Annotated in this window: 23 protein-coding genes; 6 read left to right on the top strand and 17 right to left on the bottom strand. The window is 55.7% G+C overall.

The features are described 5' to 3' along the window. Positions 1-135 precede the first annotated feature (135 nt). The 3 genes from ACG1VR_RS00550 (at position 136) to ACG1VR_RS00540 (ending at position 3,639) form a co-directional block, all read left to right on the top strand. Positions 136-1,530, top strand: a complete 1,395-nt coding sequence (locus ACG1VR_RS00550; RefSeq protein WP_016538676.1) for an MFS transporter — start codon at positions 136-138, stop codon at positions 1,528-1,530. A gap of 103 nt (positions 1,531-1,633) precedes the next feature. Next, positions 1,634-2,650: a LacI family DNA-binding transcriptional regulator gene (locus ACG1VR_RS00545; protein ID WP_395491142.1), complete on the top strand. Its 1,017-nt coding sequence runs from the start codon at positions 1,634-1,636 to the stop codon at positions 2,648-2,650. A gap of 5 nt (positions 2,651-2,655) precedes the next feature. Beyond that, on the top strand, positions 2,656-3,639 hold the full coding sequence (locus ACG1VR_RS00540) for a nucleoside hydrolase (RefSeq protein WP_395489918.1): 984 nt from the start codon (positions 2,656-2,658) through the stop codon (positions 3,637-3,639). 29 nt (positions 3,640-3,668) lie between these two features. Here the strand turns inward: ACG1VR_RS00540 and ACG1VR_RS00535 are convergent, their stop codons facing one another. From ACG1VR_RS00535 to ACG1VR_RS00510, 6 genes are all read right to left on the bottom strand, one after another. Next, a complete protein-coding gene (locus ACG1VR_RS00535) occupies positions 3,669-4,391 on the bottom strand; it encodes an amino acid ABC transporter ATP-binding protein (protein ID WP_395491141.1) in 723 nt (240 codons plus the stop codon). Beyond that, the gene (locus ACG1VR_RS00530) at positions 4,378-5,142 is read right to left on the bottom strand and encodes an amino acid ABC transporter permease (protein WP_016538681.1); all 765 of its coding nucleotides are present in this window, start codon (positions 5,140-5,142) and stop codon (positions 4,378-4,380) included. Before ACG1VR_RS00530 ends, ACG1VR_RS00535 begins: the two co-directional genes overlap by 14 nt. A gap of 39 nt (positions 5,143-5,181) precedes the next feature. Beyond that, complete coding sequence (locus tag ACG1VR_RS00525) at positions 5,182-5,946, bottom strand: basic amino acid ABC transporter substrate-binding protein (RefSeq protein ID WP_167344803.1); 765 nt, start codon at positions 5,944-5,946, stop codon at positions 5,182-5,184. A gap of 114 nt (positions 5,947-6,060) precedes the next feature. Then, entirely contained in the window at positions 6,061-7,056 is a 996-nt protein-coding gene (locus ACG1VR_RS00520) for a glycoside hydrolase family 5 protein (RefSeq protein WP_395489917.1), read from the bottom strand. A 307-nt stretch (positions 7,057-7,363) separates the two neighbouring features. Further along, entirely contained in the window at positions 7,364-8,686 is a 1,323-nt protein-coding gene (locus ACG1VR_RS00515) for a 6-phospho-alpha-glucosidase (RefSeq protein WP_172568775.1), read from the bottom strand. Further along, positions 8,683-10,305 carry an alpha-glucoside-specific PTS transporter subunit IIBC gene (locus tag ACG1VR_RS00510; RefSeq protein ID WP_395489916.1) on the bottom strand — a complete coding sequence of 541 codons (1,623 nt, stop codon included), beginning with the start codon at positions 10,303-10,305 and terminating at the stop codon, positions 8,683-8,685. The genes ACG1VR_RS00515 and ACG1VR_RS00510 overlap by 4 nt, the downstream gene beginning before the upstream one ends. Positions 10,306-10,530: 225 nt before the next feature. On the opposite strand from ACG1VR_RS00510, the gene ACG1VR_RS00505 reads away from it, so the two are divergent. Then, complete coding sequence (locus ACG1VR_RS00505) at positions 10,531-11,304, top strand: GntR family transcriptional regulator (RefSeq protein ID WP_039898936.1); 774 nt, start codon at positions 10,531-10,533, stop codon at positions 11,302-11,304. Here ACG1VR_RS00505 and ACG1VR_RS00500 read toward each other — a convergent pair. The 3 genes from ACG1VR_RS00500 to ibpA all read right to left on the bottom strand — a co-directional run bounded on the left by ACG1VR_RS00500 (position 11,271) and on the right by ibpA (position 14,008). After that, positions 11,271-12,929 (bottom strand): putative transporter, encoded by a 1,659-nt coding sequence (locus ACG1VR_RS00500; protein WP_395491140.1) that lies wholly within the window; start codon positions 12,927-12,929, stop codon positions 11,271-11,273. The genes ACG1VR_RS00505 and ACG1VR_RS00500 overlap by 34 nt on opposite strands. 123 nt (positions 12,930-13,052) lie before the next feature. After that, complete coding sequence (gene ibpB / locus ACG1VR_RS00495) at positions 13,053-13,481, bottom strand: small heat shock chaperone IbpB (RefSeq protein WP_016538690.1); 429 nt, start codon at positions 13,479-13,481, stop codon at positions 13,053-13,055. Between the two features lie 113 nt (positions 13,482-13,594). Then, on the bottom strand, positions 13,595-14,008 hold the full coding sequence (ibpA, locus tag ACG1VR_RS00490; protein ID WP_016538691.1) for a small heat shock chaperone IbpA: 414 nt from the start codon (positions 14,006-14,008) through the stop codon (positions 13,595-13,597). 314 nt (positions 14,009-14,322) lie between these two features. Between ibpA and ACG1VR_RS00485 the strand changes: the two genes are divergently transcribed. Beyond that, positions 14,323-14,655 carry a YceK/YidQ family lipoprotein gene (locus ACG1VR_RS00485; RefSeq protein ID WP_039898939.1) on the top strand — a complete coding sequence of 111 codons (333 nt, stop codon included), beginning with the start codon at positions 14,323-14,325 and terminating at the stop codon, positions 14,653-14,655. A gap of 4 nt (positions 14,656-14,659) precedes the next feature. Here ACG1VR_RS00485 and ACG1VR_RS00480 read toward each other — a convergent pair whose 3' ends face one another. Then, positions 14,660-15,928, bottom strand: coding sequence for a DUF3748 domain-containing protein (locus tag ACG1VR_RS00480; protein ID WP_395489915.1), 1,269 nt, complete (start codon positions 15,926-15,928; stop codon positions 14,660-14,662). Between the two features lie 42 nt (positions 15,929-15,970). Continuing rightward, entirely contained in the window at positions 15,971-16,846 is an 876-nt protein-coding gene (locus ACG1VR_RS00475) for a LysR substrate-binding domain-containing protein (RefSeq protein ID WP_395489914.1), read from the bottom strand. A gap of 131 nt (positions 16,847-16,977) precedes the next feature. On the opposite strand from ACG1VR_RS00475, the gene ACG1VR_RS00470 reads away from it, so the two are divergent. Next, positions 16,978-18,102 (top strand): agmatine/peptidylarginine deiminase, encoded by a 1,125-nt coding sequence (locus ACG1VR_RS00470; RefSeq protein ID WP_395489912.1) that lies wholly within the window; start codon positions 16,978-16,980, stop codon positions 18,100-18,102. Positions 18,103-18,174: 72 nt separating this feature from the next. Here the strand turns inward: ACG1VR_RS00470 and yidA are convergent, their stop codons facing one another. The 6 genes from yidA to dnaA form a co-directional block, all read right to left on the bottom strand. Continuing rightward, complete coding sequence (yidA, locus tag ACG1VR_RS00465; protein ID WP_016538697.1) at positions 18,175-18,987, bottom strand: sugar-phosphatase; 813 nt, start codon at positions 18,985-18,987, stop codon at positions 18,175-18,177. 169 nt (positions 18,988-19,156) lie between these two features. Further along, positions 19,157-19,555, bottom strand: a complete 399-nt coding sequence (locus ACG1VR_RS00460) for a YidB family protein (protein WP_016538699.1) — start codon at positions 19,553-19,555, stop codon at positions 19,157-19,159. A gap of 264 nt (positions 19,556-19,819) precedes the next feature. After that, positions 19,820-22,234: a DNA topoisomerase (ATP-hydrolyzing) subunit B gene (gene gyrB, locus ACG1VR_RS00455; RefSeq protein ID WP_016538701.1), complete on the bottom strand. Its 2,415-nt coding sequence runs from the start codon at positions 22,232-22,234 to the stop codon at positions 19,820-19,822. A gap of 28 nt (positions 22,235-22,262) precedes the next feature. Then, complete coding sequence (gene recF, locus ACG1VR_RS00450; protein ID WP_172568770.1) at positions 22,263-23,336, bottom strand: DNA replication/repair protein RecF; 1,074 nt, start codon at positions 23,334-23,336, stop codon at positions 22,263-22,265. Next, positions 23,337-24,437, bottom strand: a complete 1,101-nt coding sequence (dnaN, locus tag ACG1VR_RS00445) for a DNA polymerase III subunit beta (protein ID WP_016538703.1) — start codon at positions 24,435-24,437, stop codon at positions 23,337-23,339. 4 nt (positions 24,438-24,441) lie between these two features. Then, positions 24,442-25,824, bottom strand: a complete 1,383-nt coding sequence (gene dnaA / locus ACG1VR_RS00440; protein WP_039898944.1) for a chromosomal replication initiator protein DnaA — start codon at positions 25,822-25,824, stop codon at positions 24,442-24,444.

The following is a 25,824-nucleotide window of genomic DNA, read 5'->3' as shown; positions in this document are numbered from 1 at the left end:
ATTTTTCTGTCATTTAGTTACCTTACTCTCATTTCCGGTTTAATAATTTGATCAATCTACGCGCGTAGATACACTGAGCGAATGATTAAAAAACGCCCCCTGGGCCGATAACGTCCGACTTTTGTGAGCACCTCAATGACAACAAAATCTGTTTCTCATCCTCCGGCAGGCTCGGAGCACGCCGCTGAAGAGCGCCTGGCGACCCCCGAAGGCAAACGCGACTTTATTCGCGCCACCTTTTCCTGCTGGCTCGGCACTACGATGGAATACGCCGACTTTGCGCTCTATGGCCTGGCGGCCGGGATTATTTTTGGCGACGTGTTCTTCCCGGATGCCACCCCGGTTATGGCGTTGCTCTCAAGCTTCGCCGCCTATTCGGTAGGCTTTATCGCCCGCCCAATTGGCGCATTGTTGTTTGGGCGACTGGGCGACCGCTACGGCAGAAAAATGGTAATGGTGATTACCATCGCGCTGATGGGCTGCTCTACAACGCTGATTGGCCTGATCCCTGGCTATGCCCAGATCGGCGTCTGGGCACCGGTTTGCCTGGTTATTTTGCGCTTCTCTCAGGGGCTTGGCGCGGGCGCAGAGCTTTCCGGCGGCACCGTTATGTTGGGGGAATATGCGCCGGTAAAACGGCGTGGGCTGGTGTCATCAATTATCGGCCTCGGCTCCAACAGCGGCACGCTGCTGGCCTCCCTGACCTGGCTGCTGGTGCTGCAAATGGATAAACAGGCGCTGCTATCCTGGGGCTGGCGCATTCCGTTCCTGTGCAGCATGCTGATTGCCGTTGTCGCACTAATTATCCGCCATCAGTTGCGCGAGACGCCGGTATTCGAGCGCCAGAAAGCGTTGCTTGAAGAGCAGCGTAAGCAGAGCCTGGAACAGGGCATCACGCTACAGCAGCAGGACACCCGCAGTTTCTGGAAACGCACCCGCGCCTTCTGGACGATGGTCGGCCTGCGTATCGGCGAAAACGGCCCATCCTACCTCGCGCAGGGCTTTATCATCGGCTACGTCGCTAAAGTGCTGGCGGTCGATAAATCCGTTCCCACGCTGGCGGTGCTGATAGCCTCCGTGCTCGGCTTCGCGATTATCCCGTTTGCAGGCTGGCTGTCTGACCGCTTTGGCCGCCGCATCGTTTATCGCTGGTTTTGCCTGCTGCTGATTATCTATGCTTTCCCGGCTTTTATGTTGCTGGACTCCCGCGAACCGATCATCGTTATTCCGACTATTGTCGTCGGGATGGGGCTGGCCTCGCTGGGTATTTTTGGCGTGCAGGCAGCGTGGGGCGTGGAGCTGTTTGGCGTAGCTAACCGCTATACAAAAATGGCGTTTGCCAAAGAGCTTGGCTCCATTCTTTCCGGCGGCACGGCACCGCTGGTTGCCGCCGCGCTGCTGTCGTGGACCGGGCACTGGTGGCCTATTGCTCTCTACTTCGCCGTGATGGCGGGGATAGGGCTGGTGACGACCTTCTTCGCGCCGGAAACCAGAGGCCGGGATCTTAACCTGCCGGAAGACGCCATTTGATTCGGCTCACGGTTCCCGGCGATTTTTACCAGGCAAAGCTTTATGCTGTTGCTCTGTTTAGCGCCAGCCCAAATAAAGCAGGTATTCAGTGACTAAGCCTCATATGCAACGTGTCACCCGCGCTGAAGTCGCCAAAGAAGCAGGGACTTCGGTCGCGGTGGTTAGCTATGTGATTAATAACGGCCCGCGCCCTGTGGCGCAGGCAACGCGCGAGCGGGTGCTGGCCGCCATCAAAAAAACCGGATACCGTCCGAACGGTATCGCCAGGGCTTTAGCCAGCGGAACCACACGAACCTACGGCCTGATCGTGCCCAATATTGCCAATCCGTTTATCTCTTCGATGGCGCACGCCCTACAGCAGGAAGCCTTTGCCGACGGCAGAGTGCTGCTGCTTGGAGATTCCGGCGACGACCGGGCGCGTGAGCTTGAGCTGGTGAATAACCTGCTGCATCGCCAGGTGGATGGCCTGATTTACACCAGCGTAGACCGACACCCGTACATCGAGCTTATTCAGGCCAGCGGCACGCCGTGCGTCATGCTGGACAGAGTTGCGCCGGAGCTGAACGTCTGCGCCATTCAGGTTAATGAGCAACATGCCGCTTACCGGGCGACCCGGCACCTTATCGAGCACGGCTACCGCGAGATAGCCATTATTTGCGGGCCGCTGGAGATGCTGAACACCCAGGACCGCATCAGCGGCTGGAAGCAGGCGCTGGAAGAAGCCGGTTTGCCTCTGCGCCCTGAGTGGATTTTTTCTACCGACTATACCCGCCAGGGCGGCTACAGTGCGGCACAGCGCATGTTGAGCGGCGACTTGCCCCGCGCCCTGTTTGCCACCAATGAGCAGCAGGCCTTTGGCTGCCTGAGAGCGCTGGCCGAACGGGGGCTTTCGGCACCCGCCGACCTGGCGCTGGTCTGCTTTAACGGCACCCTTGAATCTTCTTTTAACGTCCCCTCTTTAACCACCGTGCGCCAGCCGGTCACTAAAATGGCGAAAAAGGCCATTGAGATGCTGAAGAGATGGGACGGGGAGCCGCACAACTGCGAATTCGCTTTCGAGCTGGAAATCGGCGAGTCCTGCGGCTGCCATCCTTCACCTCAGGCCAGAATGAGTAAATGAGTAACATGAAGCGTTTAATTATTGATTGCGATCCGGGCAACGGCGTTGCCGGAGCCAACGTTGACGACGGCCTTGCGCTGGCTCTGGCCCTGGCAGCCCCGGAAATCTCCCTCGAGCTAATAACCACCGTTTCGGGAAATACGCCCAGCGAAGTCGGCTACGCCGTTGCCTCTGATTTAATCGCACGCCTTGGCATGTTCGTTGAGGTCGCTCGCGGCGCATCCCGCGCCCTGATTGAGCCGTCGGCTCCATGGCGGGAACATCTTGACCACAAGGTTGATAAAGTCGGCCTGCGCCATTTATGGAACGGCGTCAGTGCGCCGCAGATAAACGCCGCCACAGCGCCGCTGGCGGTGCATAAAATGGGCGAACTTATCTGCAATAATCCCGGCGAAATCACCCTGATTGCCATCGGCCCGCTGACCAACGTCGCGCTGGCTTTACAGCTGTATCCGCAAATGGCGGCGGCGGTGAAAGAGATTGTGATTATGGGAGGCGTGTTCAACGTTGAGGGCTACCTGAAGGACACCAATTTTGGCGTCGACCCGGAGGCGGCCCACGCGGTGCTGACCAGCGGAGCGAACATCATCCTGGTGCCGATGGATGTCACCACCCAAACGATGATGACACACCAGGACCTGGATAAGCTGGCGACCTGCAATAACCGATTAAGCGATTTTCTTGTAGAAACAATCCGTCCGTGGATGGATTTTTCAATGCAGACCCGTAATCTGCCGGGCTGCTGGATACACGACGTGCTGACTGTCGCCCTGCTGCTGGAACCCGCGCTGGTCAGCGGCGTAGAGGATTACGTGGACGTGTCGCTGAGCGGCCTGAGCCGGGGCAGAACACTGCGCTACGGGCCAGAAAACCTGAGGCTGACGGTAAATGTAGAACCGCCGCGGGGCAAACCGGTGATGATTCTGCAAACCGTGGATAACGAGGCGCTGCTGGCGCTTATCGACAAAAATATTCGCCAGTTTTCCTGAAAGACAAAGGGCGCTTTCGCGCCCTTTTTTTAGAGAACCTTGCTTAAAAACGCCTGGGTTCGTGGGTTTTGCGGGGCGCTGAACAGTTGGGCTGGCACGCCCTGCTCCTGAATCACGCCCTGGTCGATAAAGATCACGCGGTCGGCCACTTCGCGGGCGAAGCCCATTTCGTGGGTCACGATAATCATCGTCATACCTTCCTGCGCCAGCTGCTTCATCACCGCCAGCACTTCGCCCACCAGCTCAGGATCCAGCGCCGAGGTTGGCTCATCAAACAGAATAATCGACGGCTCCATTGCCAGCGCACGGGCAATCGCCACACGCTGCTGCTGGCCGCCGGAGAGGCTGGAAGGCCAGGCGTCGATTTTGTCTATCAGGCCAACTTTTTGCAGCAGCTTCTCCGCGCGGTTTACCGCTTCCGCTTTTGACAGCCCTTTCAGCGACATCGGCGCCATAATCAGGTTTTCCAGCACCGTCATATGCGGGAACAGGTTGAAACGCTGAAACACCATGCCAACACCTTCACGCAGGCCGTTGAGGTTGGTTTTTGGATCATGCACCGCAAAACCGTTCACCATCACTTCACCACCGTCCGGCTTTTCCAGCGCGTTCAGGCAGCGCAGAAAGGTACTTTTGCCGGAGCCGGATGGGCCAATCACGCAAACCACTTCCTGAGGAGCAATATCGCAGGAGATACCGCGCAGGACGTGAGTTTTGCCAAATTGTTTCTGTAAGTCCTTAACGTGAATCACTTTTGCCAAACCTCTTTTCCATATGTTGCACCAGCAGCGAAAGCAGGAACGTCAGAACCCAGTAGACCAGTGAAATGGTCAGGTACGGCTCCCAATAGGTCGCATAAGCGCCGGAAACGGTACGCGCCGCGTAGGCCAGGTCGGCAAGGCCGATAGCCGAAGCCAGCGACGAGTCTTTAACAATGGCAATCGCGTTGTTGCCGAGCGGCGGCAGAATGCGGCGAAACGCCTGCGGCAAAATAACTTTGCGCATCGTTTTACCCCAGCCCATCCCCAGCGCGCGGGAAGCTTCCATCTGCCCTTTATCAATAGACTGAATACCGGCGCGGAAAATCTCGGACACATAGGCCCCGGCGTTTAGCGTAATCGCCACCACGCAGGAGAGGAATGCGCCGTATTCAGAGCGCAGCTCGCGGGCAAAGTCCACGGACATCAGCCCGCTGGTTATCATTATCCCGTCGCGCGGGTTGATGAACAGCGGCACCAGGGCGAAGTGAACCACCATAATCTGCACAAACAGAGGCGTGCCGCGAAACGCGCTGACGTAAATACGCACCGGCCACTGCACCGCATAACGCAGTACATGTTTCCACGGGCCGTCGTCAGCATGAGCCATACGCCCAAGGCCAAGCAGCAGGCCCCATGAGGTGCCTAAAATCACGCAGATGATGGTGCACTTGATGGTCATCAGCGCGCCCTGCATAAATAGCGGCGCGTATTCTGAGATTATCTCCCAGCGAAATCCGGTCATACCTGTCCTTGTTGGGGCCGGAACGGCCCCGATTGAAAATTACTCTGCCGGGAGGGTTGGAACGTTGGCGTCGAACCAGTTGGCGTAAATTTTAGCGTAGGTGCCGTCTGCGATGATTTTCTTCAGACCGGCGTCGATTTTACCCTTCAGCTCGGTATTGCCTTTCGCGACCGCAATGCCGAAATACTGGCGTTCAAACTTGCTGTCCGGCACCAACTTCAGCGGTTTTTCAGGGTGAGATTTAATGTAATATTTCACCACGCCCACGTCGCCAACCGCCGCGTCAATACCGTCTTCGGTCAGCTCTTGCAGCATCAGAGGAGTGTTATCGAAACGCTTAATATCGGTGCTGTTTTTGCCCAGAACATCGGAAACAACGATGTCGCCGGTGCTGGAGTTAACCACGCCAACTTTCTTACCTTTCAGCGCGTTAACGGAGTCGACTTTTGAATCCGTAGGCACCACGATGGACTGCTCTGCCGGGAAGTAAGGCGCGGAGAAGTCGACCATCGCTTTACGCTTGTCGGTAATGGTGATGCCGGAAATGATGATGTCGCGATCGCCGGAGTTCAGCGTCGCAAAGATGCCTTCCCACGGGGTGTTAACCAGCTTGATATCAAAACCTTCGGCTTTAGCGACGGCTTTGATGATATCGATATCGAAACCTTCCAGCTGCTTCTGGCTGTTTTCAAACTCAAATGGACGATAGGTGCCGCCCGAGCCGACCACGTAAGTCTGCGCCAGAGCCTGAGCAGAACTGAACAAAGCCGCGAGCAAACACCCGCCAACTACCACTGATTTCATCGCTTTAGTTAACATAGAAGCCCCTGGATATATGATGTTTTTATGCAATTAATATGCATAAAAATACATAATTACCCGGAAGGCAGCAACAGAAAATTCACGCCGGGGCGATAATTACTGGCACTGAGGCTTTAGGATGGCGTCCAGAACCGGTGCCATATCCGGCCGCCACGCGCCCTCTTCGCCATCGTAGAATTTCTCATCGCCGCTTACCGCATAAGGGATCTGCGCCTTTTGCAGCTCGCAGGCAACAAAAGTCGCCATCGCAACCTGCTGATCCACCGGCAGCTTACTGCCAACCGACCAGTTGCCCACCCAGGACAGGTGGCCGGTTTTTTGCTGCCAGCGTGAAGCGACTTCTATACGCGCATGGATTGCGGCTTTTTCCGCATCCGTGCCGGTGGTCCACTGGCTTTTACCGTTTAAGGCATGCGGGCCGGACGGCATTAAATGCCAGTCCGCCATGACCAGCCCGTGGTGGGATTCGGGGATTTTTAATGCCGCCAAAGCTTCCGGCGAGCCGTGATAGCGAGGCGCGACAAAGATATGCCGCTGCGGGCTGATTTTATGAATCGCCTTAACGGTTTTGTCATACACCTGGTTGAGCAGCTGCGGGTTAGCGCTGAGCTTTTCCTCCGGCTGGCCGATGATGTCGAAGACCAGAGAATCATCGTTTTTGCCAAAGAACCGGGCGACGGTTGTCCACCATTCTACGATGTCGGTGGCGTTTTCAGCATTGGGCTTTGCCTTCAGCTCGGCCGCGCGGTAACTGATAACCGGAACGATATTGTATTGCTCGCAGGCATCCACGATTCGCCGCAGGTGAACCAGTTTTTGATGGGTCATCGGCCCGGCAACGCGGATGCGTACGTGACCAAACCCGCGCTGCTGAAAGTCCCGCACCGCAAGCGGGTCAAATTCGCGTATACCGCGTTCTGTAATGGCCCAGTCAACGTTCATGCCCACCCCAAGCTGGCTGGTCCAACTGGGCGGCAAAGCTTCTGTTTGTGCGGCAAACGAACCGGCACAGAAAGAGAGAGCAACCAGGGCAAGGATTGGCTTTAACATCGGCGGCACGCTACTTAGCGAAGGAAACCTAATATTTAGCATACCTTTACCGTTAGCGGGGAGTGCGGATTGCAATAAAAGATTAATAATGATTCATAGTGTGTAGGTTTGCTTTTGCCGGTTACTCATCGCTAAGCACCACCCCAAGCCTGGCTGCCATTCTCATCACCTCATTAACTACCGCAGGCTCGGTAAAAATACTCCGTGTTTTCCCCTGCAGTGTGAGAGCCGCAGTATTCAGTCTGTTACCGAACAATATGAAAGCGCTGCTATCGTCATGCTGCCTCGACTTCCACACCATGAAAAAAGCGCGACGTTAACGCCGCGCTTTGTTAATGGCTGGAAAAACTTATTTCAGTTCAGGCCAGTAGGCTTTGTTGGCTTCGATCAAGTCGTCGAGGATGGCTTTGGCGACGGAGGCACTTGGGACGGTTTTCGACAGCGTGATGGCCTGCCACAGTTTCTGGTAAGAGCGGTGCTCCCAGGCATCTACCACCAGTTTTTCTACCGCAACCTGCTGGCTCATCAACCCTTTCTGGAACTGAGGAATATTGCCCACCACCAGCGGCTCTGGCCCGTCTTTCCCTACGAGGCATGGGATCTCTACCATCGCTTCCGGGTCGAAGTTATTAATCGCGCCATTATTCGGCACGATTAACAGCATTCTTTCCTGAGTGTTAAAGGCGATAGCGGTCGCCAGATCGACGATGTACGACGCATGTTCATCAATTTCAAGCTCCCCTGCCGATGATTTCCCGGCATTAATGATGGCGTTGCAGGAGCCAAATACGTGTTTCTCGCGGTGCTCCATAACCTCATTGGCACGGGTATGTTCCGGGTTGGAGTGCTGCACCACGTAATCCGGGAACAAGTAATATTTGAGATAGGTATTTGGCAGCGTGTCAGGATCCAGCGCCCAGACGTCTTTCGCTTTACCGAAGGTATCATTCCAGCTCGCTTCCGTACCGTGCTCGTCCGTTGGTGGAACATAGCCAAATTTAGCCACATGTTCGCGGATTTTCGGCATTAAATCATTGCCGTGTTTATCCTCAACATGGGTCCACCAGCCGAAGTGGTTCAGGCCGTAGTAGCGGACTTTCATCTCTTTGCGATCTTTCAGGCCGACTATCTGCGCCATACGGCTTTCAATGCCGATTGGCATATCGCAGATATTCAGGATCTTTGCATTCGGGCGCAGGCGACGGGTCGCTTCCGCCACAATAGCCGCCGGGTTGGAGTAGTTCAGCATCCAGGCGTTTGGCGAGTACTTCTCCATATAATCGACCAGTTCCAGCACGCCGCCAATCGAGCGCATGCCGTAGGCTATTCCACCCGGGCCACAGGTTTCCTGACCAACCACGCCGTGGCGCAGAGGGATTTTTTCGTCTTTTTCGCGCATCGGGTATTTGCCAACACGAATATGAGCCATGACGAAATCTACGTCGCTAAAAGCTTCTTTCGGGTCAGTGGTGTAGCTGAATTCGACCTCCGGGGCCTGCTCCTTGAGGATAACTTTGCAGGCCTCGGCGATAGTTTCCTGGCGTGCACCGTCGTTGTCATAGAACTTCAGCGCCCGCAGCGGAAAACGGTGCTGGTTGGCAAGCAGCATTAGTACGATGCCGGGAGTAAATGTGCTGCCGCCGCCTGCTACTACTACCGAGAATTTTTTCATGATATTGCCTCCGTCATGGATGGATGTTCGTCTGAGACTTGCTCTTTGATGAGGATTTCAATCTGGTCGCGGATTTGCGGGACATGCAGCCCAACAATCACCTGAATACCGTTCCCGCTCCGCACTACGCCGTGTGCACCGAGGGCTTTGAATACGTCGTCACCCTGGGTCCGCGCCATATCGGCAAGCGTGATGCGCAGCCGGGTTGCGCAGTTATTGAGGCTGGCGATATTCGCCGCACCGCCCAGCGCCTGTAAGAAGCCATGAGCCTGCCCGTGTTTTGCGTCCTGGCTCACCGCCGCGCTGGTCTGCTGGCGAGCGGCCTGGTAGTCCGCCTTGCTGTAGAGCTTAATTTCGCTGTCTTCACGGCCCGGTGTTTTCAGGTTGAAGCGCAGGATAAGGGCGCGGAACACCACAAAGTAGACGCCGGTGAAAGCGATGCCGATGCCTATCTGGGTAAACATCATCGAGGCATGGTTATGGAACATCGGGATCCAGTTTTGCGGCAGGAACTGGTCGAGAAGCCCCCCGCCCATATTGCCGACCACGCCCGCCATATACATCACCGTAGCCATCGTGGCGGCGAGGAAAGCGTGGACCGCAAACAGCAGCGGAGAGATAAACAAGAAGGTGAATTCCAGCGGTTCGGTAATGCCGACCAGCATCGCGGTCAGCGTAGCGGGGATAAGCAGCCCGGCGACCTTAACCCGATTCTGCGGCGAGGCGGTGTAGTAGAGCGCCAGCGCAATCCCAACGGAGCCGAACACTTTAGAGTTACCGTGCAGGGCAAAGCCGCCTTCCGGGAACAGAGATTTCAGGGAAGCGGTGCTCTGGCTAAATTCCTGCAAGTGCTGCGCCCAGTAAACCTGAATGCCGCCTTCTACCGCCGCTGGCCCGAAGATAAATGGCCCATAGACAAAGTGATGCAGCCCGGTCGGGATCAGGATGCGTTCAAGGAAGGTGTAAACCCAGACGCCAAGCGCCCCGGCACCGCGCAGAAACGCCTGTAAGGACTCAATGCCAAGCTGGACTTTTGGCCAGCCGAGCAGTGTCAGCCAGGCGCAGGGGATCATCACCAGGAAGGCGACAATCACTACGAAGGAACTGCCCTGGAAGATGCCGAGAAATACCGGCAATTGCCTGTCGAAATAGCGGTTATGAATGGCGGTGACGATGCCGGAAATCACAATCGCTCCGATGATGCTGGTATCGAGCGTTTTGATCCCGGCTATCATCGTTAGCCCGCTGCCCGTGGTGGGGTCGAGATTAAAATCGACGCCAAAATAGTGCCCCCAGGTCATCCCCATGGCATTGATGAAGTAGTTCCAGGTTAAGAAGCTGACCAGCACGGCCAGGCAGGCGCGCCCCGGAGCTTGTTTCGCCAGCCCGATAGGCAGGCCGACGGCGAAAATCAGCGGCATATTGCGGAATACAGTCCAGCCGCCCTCTTCGATGATATGAACAATCTGCGCAAATAAGTTGTCGGGAGCGGTTAGCGCCTCCCCAACAAACATTGGGTTACGCAGCATAATGGCTATCCCAACCACAATTCCCGCAAACGGAAATAGCAGGACCGGGGTAAACATTGCACCACCAAAGCGTTGTATTTGACTGAGCATTTTTTAATCCTCATGTAACAACTTCGTAGAGTAAGAGGTGGCCTTATTTTTGTAGTCTGGCCTGAAGCTGAGAATAAGGAGCCAGCCCGATAACCGCCGTGTTGGTCGGCGTGATTCGTGATCGCTTTCATGGTTTTTATTTAGCCAAAGTTGTCTACTTTTCAAAATAAAGTTAGACAAATGGTTGAAGTGAAAAGGCGATATAGCGCCTGGAGAGGTCTACTGGTGATCTACAAATCAATTGCAGACAGGTTACGTGTACGCCTGAATTCGGCCGACTACACCATCGGTAGCCCGCTGCCGGGCGAAAAAAAACTCGCCGAGGAGTTTGGCGTATCGCGCATGACAATTCGCAAAGCGGTGGATTTACTGGTGGGCTGGGGGCTGGTACAGCGCCGCCAGGGCAGCGGAACCTGGGTGACCAAAAAAGATGTTCACCATGAAACCACCAACCTGACCGGATTCGTAGAAGTGATGCGTAGCCAGGGAAAAGAGGTGATGAGCGAGGTGCTGGAGTTCAGCATCATGCCCGCCCCGCCCGCTATTGCCAGCCTGTTGCGGATTAAAATCGACGAGAAAATTTATTATTCCCGCCGGGTGCGTGCGGTGGGTGGAAAACCGCTGATGGTGGAAGACAGCTATATGCCGGTGAAGCTGTTTCGCAACTTATCCATGGCCCACCTTGAAGGATCCAAGTTCAGCTATATCGAAGAAGAGTGCCGGATAATCATCAGCGGTAACTATGAAACGCTGACTCCGGTGCTGGCGGACGCCAAAACGGCAAAGCTGCTGAATATCGCCGAGGCGACGCCAATTTTGCGCATCACCTCGCTTTCCTACAGCGACAGCGGCGAGTTCCTGAACTATTCAGTGATGTTCAGAAACGCCAGCGAATACCAGGTGGATTACCACCTGCGGCGGGATCACGCTAAAACGCTGCCCGTGTCACCGGACAGCGCCGCCACTCAAAGCCCCCAGAACAGCACGGCCAGCAATTGAGGCGTGATAATGCGCAGGAACATCACCAGCGGGTAGACAGTGGCGTAAGAAAGCGCCGCCGCACCGCTGGTTGCATGCAGCCCGTTGGCAAAGGCCAGCGCCGGCGGGTCGGTCATCGAGCCTGCCAGCATGCCGCACAGCGTCAGATAGTTCATCTTCACCAGCAGGCGCGCGAGAATACCCACGCTAATCAACGGCACGGCGGTAATCACAATCCCATAGCCAATCCAGCTCACGCCATCGCCGCGCAGCAGGGTGTCGATAAAGTCCCCGCCGGATTTTAGTCCGACCACCGCAAGGAACAGCACAATCCCAAGCTCGCGCAGCGCGAGATTGGCGCTCGGCGGCATGAACCAGTACAGCTTGCCGATGCTGCCGATACGCCCGAGGATCAGCGCCATAATCAGCGGCCCGCCCGCCAGACCGAGACGCAGCGCGGCCGGGAAGCCGGGGATAAACAGCGGAACAGACCCAAGCAGCACCCCAAGCCCGATACCAATAAACACCGGCAGCATCTGTACCTGCTGGAGCTTATGTTGGGCATTACCCACCTCCGCCGCCACCGCATCAATAGACTGCGGGCGGCCAACGAGGTTAAGGATATCGCCAAATTGCAGGCTGGCATTGCTGCTCGCCACCAGCTCAACCCCGGCGCGATTGAGCCGGGAGATAACCACGTCGTACTTCTGCTTCAGGTGCAGATCGCGGATTTTCTTTCCCAGCACCTTTTCATTAGTCACCACCACGCGCTCCACGCGTAAGTCCGTGCCGCGCGTAGAAAGCGAAGTCTCGACCTGGTTGCCGATAACCAGCAGGGCTTTATGCAAATCTTTCTCCGCCCCGACCAGATGCAGCAGATCGCCGGTTTCAATCACCGTGCCGGGAGAAGGCACCATGAGCAGCTCTCCGCGCTTGAGGCGGGAACAGATTATCTCGTCGCTGTTGAGGATGGGCACGTCCTGAATCATCAGGCCGTTAAGGTTGGGGTTGGCCACGCAAATATTGATGGTTTGCAGCTGAGCGTGACTTTGCCCGCTGCTGGCGTCGAACTGCTGCGCTTCTTTTTCAACATTGACGCGAAAAGCCATTCTCATCAGCCACATAGTGAGAAGAATGCCGCAGATACCGAACGGATAAGCCATCGCGTAGCTCATGCCCATTTGGTCAACCAATTTTGGCGTGGTGCCGAGATCGGAGAGGATCTGCTGTCCCGCGCCCAAAGCCGGGGTATTAGTGACCGCGCCGGAGAAGATCCCAAGCACCACAGGCAGCGGCACGTCGAACAATTTGTAGACGACGGCGGTCATGAACGCGCCCAGGATAACAATCAGAATAGCGAATAGGTTGAGCCGTAGCCCGGACACGCGCAGAGAGGAGAAAAAGCCCGGCCCCACCTGGATGCCGATGGTGTAGACAAACAGGATCAGCCCAAATTCCTGAATGAAGTGCAGCATATCGCTGTTCAGGCCAATCCCGGCCTGATTAACAAAGTGGCCGACGATAATTCCGCCGAACAGCACGCCTCCAATGCCGAAACCCACACCGCGGATTTTGATATTGCCTATCCACAAGCCAATAACGGCGACCAGCGCCAGCACGCTTACGGTTAACGCTATTCCACTCATCATATAATCCCTGTGAATAACATTATTGTTATTGAGGATTCTCGCAGAGTGGCCGACGGCTTAATGCGCTGGAGAGCACAAAAAAGGCCCCATTTCTGGGGCCTTAGAAGAGACTCGGGGGACTTAGCTGTTCAGCGCAGGGCGTTCGCTAATGGCGATACGCTGCGGAGCCATCGCTTCCGGGATGTTGCGCACCAGGTCGATGTGCAGCAGACCGTTGGTAAAGGTCGCACCCGAAACCTGCATATGCTCGGCCAGGGTGAAACTCAGGCTAAACGGCTGGGTGACCAGCCCCTGATGCAGCCAGTTGATCTCTTTTTCCGGTTTTACCGGCGTCCCTTTCACGCTCAGGCGGGTACCTTCAAGCTCGATATCCAGGTCCTCCTGGCGGAACCCGGCCAGCGCAAGGGTGATGCGGTAATGGTTATCGTCGCTTTTTTCAATGTTGTACGGCGGGAAGCTCTGGCTTTCTCCGCTGGACTGAAGCGCGTTCGCTAATTTGTCAAAACCGATCCATTGACGCAGCAGTGGGGATAAATCGTAGTTACGCATAGTGTTTTCTCCTTCTTTGAAGCAAGAAATGACCTGCCTGCATATAAACAGGCATGATGGGCTCCCTGACGGCAAGCCAGCTGATGACGGGCCGCGCTGTGCGACCCGATAAATTAATTAATTTCGATGCGGCGCGGCTTCATCGATTCCGGAATTTCACGTTCCAGCTCGATGTACAGCAGGCCGTTCACCAGGCTTGCACCACGCACATGGATGTTTTCTGCAAGCTGGAATTTACGTTCGAAGTTACGCTCGGCGATGCCCTGATAGAGATAGGTTCGCTCTTGCTGCTCGCCTTCGTGCGCGCCTTTAACAATCAGCAGATTGTCCTGGGCGGTGATATCAAGTTCGCTTTCAGCGAAACCGGCAACGGCAATAGCGATGCGGTAGTGGTTTTCGTCCACTAATTCTACGTTGTACGGAGGGTAGCCGCCGTTACTTTGGCTTTGGTTGTTTTCCAGCAGGTTGAACAGGCGATCAAAACCAATGGCGGAACGGTACAGCGGAGATAAATCGAAGTTACGCATAATAAAAAGCTCCTGAAATCAGCGAGTAAAGTGTAAAAGCCTTCCATCAGGACAGGCCACAAATCGGAGTACCCATTCGGCGTACTCGTTTTGGTCACACTAGTAAAATGTGGCTGGCTTAGAATTTTTCAAGGCGTCATAGCGCAAATTTTTTGCGAGAGAGGGATTCCTTACTTAGACTAGCGTTGAGCATGAAATGGTAAAAATATGCGATAACCGCCACAGAGCGGAGCGACAAAGGTTTTTAAACCACGGGCGGATGCTATAACTCCGCAGGTGCTGGTACTCAGCCAGCCATTGACGACGGCAGCAAAATGATAACGAAAAATTTGTTTTCTACTCTGGTGTTAAGCACAGGCCTGCTCTGCCTGACAGGCTGTTCCAGTATGATGTCGCACAGCGGTGGCAAAGAGGGCTTGTACCCGGGCACGCGCGCAAGTGCAGAAACGCTTGGTGACGACGAAACAAGCTGGGCGCTCAAGCCGCTGGTCGCGCTGGATCTGCCTTTTACCGCCGTGCTTGATACGGTGCTGCTGCCGTGGGATGTGTTCCGTAAGGACAATTCGGTGAAATCGCGAGTGGAAGCCAGCGAAAAACAGAATCTGGCGACCAATTCCGTTATCCCACCGGCCGACATGCCGCACTAATCTGCTATAGCCCGGTTTCCGCGCACCAGAGCTGGCGGAAACCGTCGACATCCTGCATCCAGGCGATGTGTTTTCCGTCCGGCGAAAAGACAACTGCATCGCCGGAAGGTGCTTGTTCCCCGGCCACGGTTAATGCCGTAATCCCCCCGCTTTGCGCATCACACAACACAATTCTGCCCTGGAGCACAAACCCCAGAGCTTTGCCTGAAGGATGCCAGTTAAACGCCGACTGCACGTCGTGCTCGCCGGAGGTTACCTGCCGTGGCTCGCCGCCGTTCGGGGAAACCGTCCACAGCTGTATAACGCCGTCGTCGTCACGCATCAGAAATGCCAGCTGGCTGCCGTCCGGGTTGCTGCGCACCCAGTGCCGAGGCTGACTCACCAGGCCGGGGTGAAGGCGATTGTGGGTAAAGGTTAATCTGCGCTGCATAACGCCTTTTGGCGGCGCGGGTAGCGTGGTGGATGTGCCGCACAGTGGCTCATCACCGGCGTGCCGATACGTGTCCTCTTCATCAGGCAAATCAACGATAAACAGCTCCGGCACCTTCTCGCCGCTGACTGAGCACGTATCACCGATAAAAGCCAGCGCCCAGCGCTGCACGCTGCCGTCAGGTTTGCGGTAACCTCGCTCGCCTGTCCAGCCTTCTTCGTAGGCGCGGTTTATCTCGTCACTGCCCGGCGTGGGATCTGGCGTAGTGCGGCTCACCAGCACGCAGAAGTGGCTGCCGTCGTATTCACGCAGATGATGCTTCGGAGGCTGAACCGGGCCAAAAGGCAGCGCGATGCCAACGTTACGGAGATCGAACCGCTCGCCCAACTCATGCATTACGTGGTCGTTATAGGTAAAGCTCAGACGGCTGCCGTCATGGCTCCAGACGTGTACGTGGCTGCCGCCGCGCAGCGCTCCCGGGGTGTAAGGCGAGGTGATATCCATCGCGTCAAGATTGCTGGCTTTACCCTGCTCAACTACCACGCCTCGGCGATGATGGAAGTCGTAATACCAGCTGGCGTCCGGGGCTTCCGGGCCGTGGATAAAAACATAGCGCTCGGGCAGCTGCGGGCTTACGGTCACCACCCCGACACAGGCCCCTTCAGGCGCGCGGTACACGACCTCGACTTCTCCGCTGAAGACATTTACCCGCTCGATAGTCTCGCCGGTAAACGAAGACCCGGAGGGGCGCACATCGAAAGCCAGCCAACGGCCGTCCGGCGTCCAGGTGTTGATATTAGTAAGCTGATGATGACGTGGTGCGAAGGTGAGTTGTCTGGTCACGGATTTGCCCTGAAGCGCTGAACACGCCTCAGGGTAAAAGATTTAGTTATGCCTTTCCACTGCGCCAGGCAAGCTGCCCGCCAGCCATTCACAAAACTGGCGCGTCAGCGGATCGTTTTCACTATCGCGATGGACAAGCCACGCCCAGTCAGCGCCGCGCACGGTTTGCTCTGCCAGCGGAACAAGCAGACCAGCCGCCGTTTTCTGTTCAGCCAGCAACTGGCTGACGAGCGCTATCCCAAGTCCCTCTGCGGCAGCATCCAGCAGCAGCCCAGGGTCGGAGAAGTTCATCCCCTGGCTACGCTGGCCGACATCCGCACCTCCGGCGACGGTCCAATGCTCCCAGCTCATTTCACGCTCGCCGTGAAGAGTCATGCGCTGCGGGACCAGAGCCTCCAGAATGCGGGGATGGCAGGCTGGATAAAGTCTATCCTTGTACAAAACCTCAAAAACGCATTCCGCCTGAATGCTTAAATCATCGCGTATTGCCACGTCGATGGTTTCCGTCGCCATATCGGGTGGTTCAAAGCTGGTAAACAGCCATAAATCAGTCTCCGGGTGCTGGCGATTGAAGTCTCCCAGCCTCGGCAACAGCCAGTGTCGCGCAAAAGCGGGCGTGGTATTCACAATGAGCTGGTTAGGCTTGCGGTATTGCTCAAGGCGACGAATGCCGACCGCCAGCTGCTGGAGCATAACCTGCGCGGTGCTGTAAAGATCCTGGCCCGCGTCGGTCAGGCTGACGCTGCGCCCGCTGCGAAAGAAAAGCGGCTGCTCAAGATAAGCTTCCAGGCTGCGGATCTGCTGGCTAATAGCTGACTGGGTCAGATGCAGTTCCGCGGCGGCCTGGTGAAAACTCCCCAGTCGGGCGGCAGCTTCAAACCCGCGCAGGGCATTTAAAGGAGGCCAGTGCTTCAACATGATTGATAAGCCTGTCTAATCAGGTGGTCACTAAATATATCGTTAGATACCTGAGGCAGCCAGTGTTGAAATATCAGCCTCTTTCTCTGAGCAGAAATACTTACCTTAAAGCACGCAAACGGGAGCCAGATATGTCTACGCGTCGTCAATTTATTAAATGTGCATCAGTGCTTGCAGGTGTAAGCCTGGCTGGCTCTCTGGGGCTACCTTTTAAGGCCCTTGCCACCGCGAATGGCGGCTGGCGCATGCCGGATGAAGGCGAAGAACAACAGCGGGCATTTATCGCTTTTGGCGCGCAGAAGGCAATCTGGAAAGATTTCACCCCTGACGTCCAGGATGCTCTTGGCCGCATCGCACGCGCCATTACCGACTACCAGCCGCTGACGGTATTTTGCCGCGAGCATGAGCGTGACCTGGCCGAAGAAAAATGCGGCAGCCACAACGTGACCTATGTTGTCACCGAGCTGGACGACATCTGGATGCGTGATACCGGAGCCTGCTTCGTCACCTCTTCAGCGGGTGAACCCGGCGCCGTGGGCTTTAACTTCAACGGCTGGGGCAATAAACAGCGGCATAGCAAAGATACTCGGCTGGCGGCCCTGATGGCCGAAAAATACGGCGTAACGAACTTCCACCGCAGCGCGTTAGTTGGAGAAGGTGGCGGTATCGAAGTGGACGGCCACGGCACCGGCATCATGACCGAGAGCAGTTGGGTGAACGCTAACCGCAACCCAGGCTGGAGCCGTGACCGCGTGGAGCAGGAGCTTAAAGCGATGCTTGGCCTGAGAAAAATCATCTGGCTGCCCGGCATCAAAGGAAAAGACATTACCGACGCACACGTCGATTTTTATGCCCGCTTCGTGGAGCCGGGCGTGGTTATCGCCAACCTGGATCCTGACCCGGACTCTTATGACCATCAGGTCACTAAGGCGCATCTGGCCATTCTGGAACAGGCAACCGATGCCGATGGCCGCAGGCTACAGGTTCACCTTGTCTCACCTCCGCAGGAGCCGCGGGCCAGTCGTTTTAGCGAAGATAACCCTGATTTTGCGGCCGGTTACATCAACTATTTCGTCATAAACGGCGCAATAATCGCCCCTGAATTTGGCGATGAAGAAGCCGACGAGGCTGCTTTCAGCCTGCTTTCTAAGCTCTATCCCGATCGCAAAGTGGTGCAGTTAAATATAGATGTCATTGCCGCAGGCGGCGGGGGGATCCACTGCGTAACCAATCAGTTACCATCAATGAATAAATAAAAGAGAAGTTAGATCGGGCAATTCACGGCAGAAGGATAAAAGGCCCCGGTATAACCGGGGCTCAGGTGAGAATTAGTTAAGAACGAATTTCTCAATGGCGTAAGCCACGCCGTCCTCCAGGTTGGATTTGGTGACAAAGTTGCTGACCGCTTTCACCTTGTCGATGGCGTTATCCATTGCCACGCCCATTCCGGCGTACTCCAGCATCGCGATGTCGTTTTCCTGGTCGCCGATGGTCATCACCTCTTCTGGCTTAATGCCCAGCTTCTCGGCCAGAGACTTCACGCCGGTGCCTTTGTTGACGCGCTTATCGAGGATCTCGAGGAAGTAAGGTGAGCTTTTCATCAGGGTATAGCGCTCAAAGACTTCGGCAGGAATTTTGGCGATGGCCTTGTCGAGCACCACCGGCTCATCAATCATCATGACCTTCAGGAACTCGCCGTTTTTATCCATGTTTTCCGCTTCGCAGAACACCAGTGGAATGCTGGCGATAAAGGATTCGTGAACCGTGTAATAGCTGATGTCGCGGTTTGCGGTGTACAGCGTGTGGCGGTCAAGAGCATGGAAGTGAGAGCCCACTTCGCGGGACAGATTTTCCAGATAGCGGTAGTCGTCATAGCTCAGCGCCGTCTGGGCAACCGTGCTGCCGTCGCTCGCCTTCTGCACCAGCGCCCCGTTGTAGGTAATGCAGTAGTCGCCGGGCTTATCCATGTGCAGCTCACGCAGGTAGCTTTCAACGCCGGCAAAAGGACGCCCGGTGCAGATAACCACATTCACGCCGCGCTCGCGCGCCGCCGCAACAGCCTGCTTTACCGCCGGAGAAATGGTGTGGTCTGGCAGCAGCAGCGTGCCATCCATATCGATTGCTATGAGTTTTATGGCCATGGGATCTTCTGAGGTAATGGATTTACCCCATGCTAACGCGATTCCGCTCAAAAAACAGCAGCAAACTCAGGGGAAAAGGAGGATGAAAGGCGCTGAGGAAACTCCTCTTTTGCCCGGGGAAAAAGATCGAAAAATTGCCCCGACGCCGCGGCCGGGGCAGGATGAATGCTCAGCTAAATAGCTTTCCTTTCAGCAGGTTAACGCCAGCGCTCATCAGGTCGTTGTGCGCCTCCGGGCTAACCTCTCCGTTTGGCGACAGGGCGTCGATAACCTTCGGCAGATATTCCGCCAGCAGCGCCGAGGCCGCTCCGCTATCTACGCCAAGTTTCTCGCCCAGCGCCGCAACGGACGGGGAGCCAAGCGCCTGGGTAATCTGGTCGCCGCTGAGCGACTGATTGGCGCTGTTGCTGCTCAGCCAGGACGACACTATCTCGCCAAGGCCGCCCTGGCGCAGTTTATCCAGCAGCGCCTGAACGCCGCCCTGCTGCTGCACCCAGCTTAAAATTGCCTGATATTTACCGGCATCGCCGTTTAACAGCGAGCCTGCAATTTGATCAAAAAAGCCCATGATTCTTCCTCTGCGATGTATGAATCTGACTACGCAAAGTATAGCGCCCATAAAAAAAGCCGCGCTAAAAGCGCGGCTCCATCACGATGGTAAGTCAAAGGTATAGAAGAAATACCCGAGAGCACCAAAAAATAAACAAGGAAAATCAATGAATTGATTTTCGCCTGCTAACCACAAAGAAGGAAAAACCACGTTTTTTCCTTCTTTGTCAGAAAAATAAAGCCGCGCTAAAAGCGCGGCCTTCTTAACGGCGGACTCTCAATATTAAATATCGATGTTCGCTGCTTTCAGTGCGTTCTCTTCGATAAACGCACGACGTGGCTCAACCGCGTCGCCCATCAGCGTGGTGAACAGCTGGTCGGCAGCAATCGCGTCTTTTACGGTAACGCGCAGCATGCGGCGGCTGTCCGGATCCATCGTGGTTTCCCACAGCTGATCCGGGTTCATCTCGCCCAGGCCTTTATAGCGCTGAACGGACAGGCCACGGCGGGACTCTTTCACCAGCCATTCCAGCGCCTGCTCGAAGCTGGTCACCGGCTGACGGCGCTCGCCGCGTTCGATGAAGGCATCGTCTTCAATCAGGCCACGCAGCTTCTCGCCCAGCGTGCACAGGCGAGCATATTCTCCACCTTCAACAAACTCTTTTTCCAGCGGGTAATCGGTATCCACGCCGTGGGTACGCACGCGCACCACAGGTTCGAATACGTTCAGCTCCGCATTGTGGCGAACGTCATATTTCCAGGTGCTGCCGTGCTGCTCTTTTTCATTCAGCGTTACGGTAAGCGCGGAAATCCACTGCGTCACTTTTGCTTCATCAGTCAGGTCAGCAGCCGACAGAGTCGGATGATAAACCAGATTGTTCAGCAGGTTACGAGGGTAACGGCGCTCCATGCGGCCGATCATTTTCTGCGCGGCATTGTACTCGGCCACCAGCTTCTCAAGTGCTTCCCCCGCCAGAGCTGGCGCGTGGGCATTGGCATGCAGCGTCGCGCCGTCAAGAGCGATAGAGATCTGATATTGATCCATCGCTTCGTCGTCTTTGATGTACTGCTCTTGCTTGCCTTTCTTCACTTTGTACAGCGGCGGCTGCGCGATGTAGACGTGGCCACGCTCGACGATTTCCGGCATCTGACGGTAGAAGAAGGTCAGCAGCAGAGTACGAATGTGCGAACCATCGACGTCGGCATCGGTCATGATGATGATGTGGTGGTAACGCAGTTTGTCCGGGTTGTACTCGTCGCGGCCGATACCGCAGCCGAGCGCGGTAATCAGCGTCGCCACTTCCTGAGAAGAGAGCATCTTGTCGAAGCGAGCCTTCTCAACGTTAAGGATTTTACCTTTCAGCGGCAGGATCGCCTGGTTCTTACGGTTACGCCCCTGTTTTGCAGAGCCGCCCGCAGAGTCCCCTTCCACAAGGTAGAGTTCAGACAGCGCCGGGTCGCGTTCCTGGCAGTCCGCCAGTTTGCCCGGCAGGCCTGCCAGGTCGAGCGCGCCTTTACGGCGAGTCATTTCACGGGCACGACGTGCGGCTTCACGAGCGCGCGCCGCGTCAATAATTTTACCGACAACGATTTTCGCGTCGGACGGGTTTTCCAGCAGGTATTCAGCCAGCAGTTCGTTCATCTGCTGCTCAACCGCGGATTTCACTTCCGAAGAAACCAGTTTGTCTTTGGTCTGGGAAGAGAATTTCGGGTCCGGCACTTTCACGGAAACAACGGCAATCAGGCCTTCACGCGCATCGTCGCCGGTGGCGCTGACTTTCGCTTTTTTGCTGTAGCCTTCTTTATCCATGTAGGCGTTCAGGGTACGGGTCATCGCCGCGCGGAAGCCCGCAAGGTGAGTACCGCCGTCGCGCTGCGGGATGTTGTTGGTGAAGCAGTAGATGTTTTCCTGGAAACCATCGTTCCACTGCAATGCCACTTCTACGCCAATGCCGTCTTTTTCGGTGCTGAAGTAGAAAACATTCGGGTGGATCGGGGTTTTATTTTTGTTGAGATACTCAACAAATGCCTTGATCCCACCTTCGTAGTGGAAGTGATCCTGCTTGCCGTCGCGTTTGTCGATCAGGCGGATAGACACGCCGGAGTTCAGGAACGACAGCTCGCGCAGGCGCTTAGCCAGGATGTCATATTCAAATTCAACAACGTTGGTAAAGGTTTCGTGGCTCGGCCAGAAACGCACCTGGGTCCCGGTCAATTCGGTTTCACCGGTTACCGCCAGCGGAGCCTGTGGCACACCGTGCACGTAGGTTTGCTGATGGGTTTTGCCTTCGCGGCGAATCAGCAATTCCAGCTTCTGGGACAGGGCGTTAACCACGGAAACACCCACGCCGTGCAGGCCGCCGGAGACTTTATAGGAGTTATCGTCGAACTTACCGCCTGCGTGCAGCACCGTCATGATAACTTCCGCAGCAGACACGCCCTCTTCCGGGTGGATACCTGTCGGAATGCCACGGCCGTCATCGGTTACCGAGACGGAGTTATCCGCGTGGATAGTGACCACGATGTCTTTACAGTGGCCCGCGAGCGCTTCGTCGATAGCGTTATCCACGACCTCAAATACCATGTGGTGCAGACCGGTGCCGTCGTCTGTATCGCCGATATACATGCCCGGGCGTTTACGTACCGCATCCAGCCCCTTAAGGACTTTGATACTGGAGGAGTCATAAGAATTCGACATCAACGTTTCTCGCTCATTTAATCTTGGGTTAATCCGCTATTTTACCCTGATCCACAGCGAACATCTTTGAATTTTTGTCCGCCATATCTATCACATGTTCTGCGCTTATCGCGCTGACAAAAACCTGTGACTCCGTGGCCTTTAACCGGCTGGCCAATAGACCGCGCCGGGCATCATCCAGTTCAGAGGCAAAATCATCTATCAGATACAGGCAACGCCGCCCGTTCTGCCGGGTGAGAAACTCACCCTGCGCCAGTCTTAAGGCGCACATCAGTAATTTAAGCTGCCCGCGCGACAGGGTATCTTCCACCGGAGCGCCGTCGGCACGAATGCGAAAATCCGCTTTGTGGGGGCCGTGCGCGGTATAGGTCAGCATCCGGTCGCGTTCAAAATTACGCTCCAGCAGCTCGCTATAGTCGCTCTCCTTCTCCCAGCCGCGCTGGAAAGAGAAGCTAAGGGCAAATTCCGGTAGAAATTGAGCGCAGGTATCAGCCATGTCTTCCGCAATGGCAGCGCTATAATCGGCGCGCCAGCGGCTAATTTGTTCGGCCAGCGGAATCAACTCCTGATCCCACGGGCGCAGCTGCGCGTAGCGTGTCACCTGGCGCAACGCGGCGTTACGTTGCTTCAGCAGGCGCTTGAGGTTGCTCCAGGCGACAAAAAAGCCCGGTTCGTTGTGAAAACAGCCCCAGTCGAGGAAGGCTCTACGGTATTTGGGGCCGCCGTTGAGCAAAGTAAACCCCTCGGGGGTAATCAACTGCATCGGCATCATCATCGCCAGTTCGGCCACTTTATGCCCGTCGCTGCCGTCAATGCGCACTTTGCTGTCGCCCGCGCGGTCTTTTGTCAGGCCGATGGAGGTTTCCCTTTCACCGGTCTTTAACCGCCCGTGCAACACAAAAGAATCTTGTTCATGGCGGATCACACGCTCAATTTTCAGGCTACGAAAAGCGCGCCCGTGCCCGAGGGTATAAATCGCCTCAAGCACGCTGGTTTTGCCGCTGCCGTTTGCACCGACCAGAAAATTAAAGCCCGGAGAGAGAGCAAGATCCGCGTTTTCGATGTTGCGAAAGTCTTTAATCAGCAAACGCGAAAGTGACATCTACAGTCTCATCGGCATAACAACATAGGCAGCCGACTGGCTTGCCGCATCTTCAATCTGCACGCTGGAAACGGAGTCTGTCAGCAAAATGCGTACATTCTCGCACTTCAGGGCGTTCAGCACGTCAAGCACGTAGCTGACGTTGAAGCCGATTTCCATCTCGGTACCGTCGTAGGAAACGTCCAGAATTTCTTCTGCTTCTTCCTGCTCCGGGTTGTTGGCCGTGATTTTCAGCTGATTTTCGCTAACGAACAGGCGCACGCCGCGGAATTTCTCGTTCGACAGGATTGCCGCACGGGCAAACGCCTGCTTCAGCAGGTCGCAGCCCGCATCGAGATGTTTGTCCGGGTTTTTCGGCAGCACGCGACGGTAGTCCGGGAAGCGGCCATCCACCAGCTTAGAGGTGAAAATGAAATCGCCGACGTGGGCACGAATGTTATTGCTGCCGATCTGCACACGCAGCGGAGTGTCGCCGCCGTCGAGCATGCGCATCAGCTCAATCACGCCCTTACGCGGAACAATAACCGAATGGTTCGGCAGAGCCTGGCCAACCGGCATCGAGCAAACCGCCAGGCGGTGCCCGTCGGTGGCAACGGTGCGCAGTTCTTCACCTTCGGTTTCGAACAGCATGCCGTTTAAGTAATAGCGAACGTCCTGATGCGCCATCGAGAACTGCGTGGCTTCGATCAGGCGTTTCATGGTCGCCTGCGGCAGGGTAAATTCTACCTCGCTCTGCCAGTCGTCCAGGTTAGGGAAGTCCGCCGCAGGCAGCGTAGAAAGCGAGAAACGGCTGCGCCCGGAGCGAACCAGCATACGGTCCCCTTCCAGCTGAACAGCTATCTCCGCGCCTTCCGGCAGGCCACGACAGATATCGAAGAATTTACGCGCCGGTACGGTGGTCGCCCCAGGTTCATGAGGTTGTACCAGCGCCACGCGCGCCACCATCTCCATTTCCAGATCGGTACCGGTTAAAGAGAGTGCACCTTCAGCCACCTGCAGCAGCAGATTGCCCAGGATAGGCAGAGTCGGGCGGCCTCCGAGAGGGCCACTCACCTGCTGCAGCGGTTTTAATAAATGTTCACGTTCAACGGTAAATTTCATAGCGTCACGAAGATAATGTTCTGATTAAATTGGAGAAATCTTCTTTGATATCGTGGCTTTCTTCACGCAGCTGCTCAATCTTACGGCAGGCATGTAAAACCGTAGTATGGTCGCGGCCACCAAAAGCATCACCGATTTCCGGCAGGCTGTGGTTGGTCAGCTCTTTCGCCAGCGCCATCGCCATCTGGCGCGGACGGGCTACCGAGCGGGAGCGACGTTTAGACAGCAGATCCGCGACCTTAATTTTATAATACTCGGCTACGGTTTTCTGAATATTATCGATGGTAACCAGCTTTTCCTGAAGGGCAAGTAGGTCACGCAGCGCTTCACGCACGAAGTCGATGGTTATCGCACGGCCGGTAAAGTTGGCGTTGGCGATGACGCGGTTCAGCGCCCCTTCAAGCTCACGCACGTTAGAGCGCAGTCGCTTGGCAATAAAGAAGGCCACTTCGCCCGGCAGACGGATATCGTTCTCGTCGGCCTTTTTCATCAGGATAGCCACGCGGGTTTCCAGCTCTGGCGGTTCGATAGCGACGGTCAGCCCCCAGCCGAAGCGGGACTTCAAACGATCCTCTACGCCGTTTATCTCTTTTGGATAACGATCCGAAGTGAGGATTATCTGCTGATTGCCTTCCAGCAGGGCGTTGAAGGTGTGGAAAAACTCTTCCTGTGAGCGCTCTTTATTGGCAAAGAACTGAATATCATCGATCAACAGCGCATCCACCGAGCGGTAGTAACGCTTGAATTCTTCAATGGCGTTGTTTTGCAGCGCTTTTACCATGTCCTGAACGAAGCGCTCAGAGTGCATGTAAACCACTTTGGCATTCGGCTTGCGCGCCATAATGCCGTTACCCACGGCGTGCAACAGGTGAGTTTTACCTAAGCCGGTGCCGCCATAAAGGAAGAGTGGGTTATAAGCGCCGCCCGGGTTGTCCGCTACCTGACGAGCCGCCGCACGGGCCAGCTGGTTCGACTTACCTTCAACGAAATTATCAAAGGTGTGTTTCAGGTTAACGTTAGAACGGTATGAAGGTTCGGCCGGGGCAGGCATGTTATCCCAGCTTGGGCGCATCGGGGCCGCCGCGCGCGCAACATGAGTCGGCGCTGCGGCCGTTGCCATAGCTGCAACGGGCTGAGTAACGGGTTTGCTGCCAACTTCGAAGCGTAATAACGGTGCGTCGCTGCCGCAAAAGTCGTTGAGAAGCCCGTTGATGTTATTAAGGTACTTATCGCGCACCCAGTCGAGCACAAAACGGTTAGGCGCGTACAAAGCCAGCGTGTTATCGCTCAGTTCCGCCTGTAGGGGGCGTATCCACATACTAAATTCTGTGGCTGGTAACTCATCCTGCAATCGGGCAAGACATTGCTGCCAAAGCGAAAGTGACAC

This window comes from Cedecea davisae (genome assembly GCF_044095835.1).
GTDB classification, from domain to species: domain Bacteria; phylum Pseudomonadota; class Gammaproteobacteria; order Enterobacterales; family Enterobacteriaceae; genus Cedecea; species Cedecea davisae.
The sequence above is the reverse complement of the archived record's forward strand: the minus strand, read 5'-3'. Positions and strand labels throughout refer to the sequence as shown.